Below are 2341 nucleotides of genomic sequence, written 5' to 3'. Positions count from 1 at the left end.
CATTCGGCGCTCCATTATCTCACGCCGGAGGAATACGAACAGAAGCATTCAGGTGGACGACAGATGGAAAAGGCGGCATAGCTTAACGTGGGACGATGTCCGCGATTTTCCCTGTCTCAGCCTGGGGTGCACTCCACGACTGTCCCGTTTTTGCGAAATACGCAGACACGTGTCACGGAAGGATCGCAAAGCCGTCGTGCCGACGCTCAACGCCATCTGCCGGGGCGCGGACGCCAAGCCGGCATGACGGCTCTGGAGGACTTCGAGGCCGGCGACTGGGCCGCCGATACCCGGCGATCACTCAGAGCTGGCACCACGTCGTGCCGTTCTTCGCCTATCCGAGTGTGCGCAGCATCATTTACACGACGGATGCGGTGCGTCGGCGCCATTTCCAAATAGCGCTTAATCCTGGTCAATCAGGTCGCACCAGATCGATGTGGCTGACACGGAGGGCTTGTGCCAGTTCATAAAGCGTGACGATGGTGGCGTTCCTTTTACCCTTCTCCAGTTCGCTGATGTACTGCTGGCTGAAGCCGGAGATCTCGGCAAGCTGCTCCTGCGTCAAGCCGGCTTTTCTCCCTAATCCTGCGTGCATTTCGTCTGACCAGCTTGCGCATATCCATGCGCGAAGGTAAGCGGATCACGGACCTTGAGTTTATCAACTAGTAATATGTAATCCACATTGTCATCGATTTGCCGAACCATCTGCCGCCGGGCATGCGATTTTGATGACGTTGGTTGCGCAAGCCAAGCACAGCACGAGCTATCGGTCACGCAAGCGACGCACATGTGCGAAAATCTCGCAAGGGTCGATTTCGAGCGCTTCCTCTACGTCGAAGAACTCAATGAGGTCCATGCGACGTTCACCGCCCTCATACTTGGCCACGAAAGACTGCGGGCAGCGAAGCTGCTTCGGCAACCATCAATGACAAAGTCAAGTAAGACGAGTGCCAAGTCTTGTATATGGGTTGGTATTGACCAATGATGACATTGGTCAATCCCCTACGCACGGCAGCGCATCTTGATCGAATCCTGGGCCTTTGTGCACGATGTCTGCGAGCTAGGGGAGATTCTGGGTAGCCTCGCGAGTAACAGGAGCACTGCAGCGAGTGCCAGTGACATGATTGGCACTCATCGTTTCAATGCCATATTTTCGTGAATCGCGGCTCTTAATTCTTCTTTTCGGCGCTGCGATGATCCTAGCCATTGATCCGCGGCGCATCTGGGGGTCGCTACTTGCCTCCCTCTACGAAACCATGACAGCAAAATGCGACTGGTCCGGTCATGCGGACTTTATCGCCATCCAGAAGTTCGATAACCAGCTTCCCGCCCGGAAGATGAACGGCGATTTTCTCGGAGGTGACGAGGCCTCGGTTAAGCGCCGCATAAGCGGCAACGCATGCGCCAGTTCCACATGCCTTGGTGAGTGTGCCTGGTCGTTCCCAGACGACAAGCCGAAGTGTTTTTTCGTCGACTATCTCAGCCGCGCCCACATTAGCCCCCTCCGGAAAAAGAGGATCACTCTGCACCAAAGGCGCATAGCGGCCCATGTCGACTTTATCGAGTTGGTCGACAAAGAAGAGGGCATGCGGGTTGCCGATGTAGAGGGCGACGCCGTCTGTGAGCAGACCGCTTTCGATGGGCAGGTGGGTCGTATCAACTTCTCGGGATAATGGAATCTTGCGCCAATCCATGCTAATCGGTCCGAGCGTGACGCTGACCTCCATTGGCGCTGCCCTGATGCGGCATTGGACGACGTCCCCCGCCAGTTCCATCACCAGCTCGTCCTTGCCAGCTTCCTCGAGCAGCAGATATGCCATGCAGCGAGTGGCGTTGCCGCATGCGCCAACTTCCTTGTCGTCGATATTGAAAATCCTCATTGCCGCATAGGCGCCGGCGCGCAGGCCCTCGTCCGAGGCCCGTTCAATGGTGAGCAGCTGCTCGCCCCCAATACCGAGGTTGGTGCTGCATATGCGCACTATGTCATCATCAGAGGTTTGCTACCGTCTCGGCGGTCGAGAATCACAAAATAATTCTCCAGACCGTGCATCTTGATGAATGGCCAGTGCAGCGGCGATCCGGTCGGAGAAGGTAGTGAGAGAAGATCTGTGTGCTTAATCACCCTAGTCCACCTACTTAAAGAAATGCGCAAATCGCCCTTTTTTGGTCTCAATCAGAATTTGCGACAGAATCTTCCTGATCGCCAACGGTGGGAAATGGTGTGATTGACCAACTAATTGTGTCGACGGCACGCTTAAGTGCCGCCTCGGTTTGGGCAAGGCTGGCTGACACCGCGATGACGTGTCCTATCCTGTCAAAGTAATTGCCTTTCCTGACGATC

1 protein-coding gene and 2 pseudogenes are annotated in these 2341 nt (G+C 55.6%); 1 reads left to right on the top strand and 2 read right to left on the bottom strand.

Going from position 1 to position 2341, the window contains the following annotated elements; translation table 11 throughout:
• Window positions 1-169: 169 nt before the first annotated feature.
• Window positions 170-377, top strand: a pseudogene (locus RFM98_RS31070) (transposase); the annotation flags it as partial.
• Window positions 378-412: 35 nt separating this feature from the next.
• Here the strand turns inward: RFM98_RS31070 and RFM98_RS31065 are convergent.
• Window positions 413-623, bottom strand: a pseudogene (locus tag RFM98_RS31065) (helix-turn-helix transcriptional regulator).
• Window positions 624-1232: 609 nt separating this feature from the next.
• Window positions 1233-1979 (bottom strand): diaminopimelate epimerase, encoded by a 747-nt coding sequence (gene dapF / locus RFM98_RS31060; protein WP_320312279.1) that lies wholly within the window; start codon window positions 1977-1979, stop codon window positions 1233-1235.
• Window positions 1980-2341 lie beyond the last annotated feature (362 nt).

It is taken from the genome of Mesorhizobium australafricanum, assembly GCF_033977265.1.
Classification (GTDB): Bacteria; Pseudomonadota; Alphaproteobacteria; order Rhizobiales; family Rhizobiaceae; genus Mesorhizobium; species Mesorhizobium australafricanum.
This window is presented reverse-complemented; position numbering and strand designations above follow the sequence as displayed.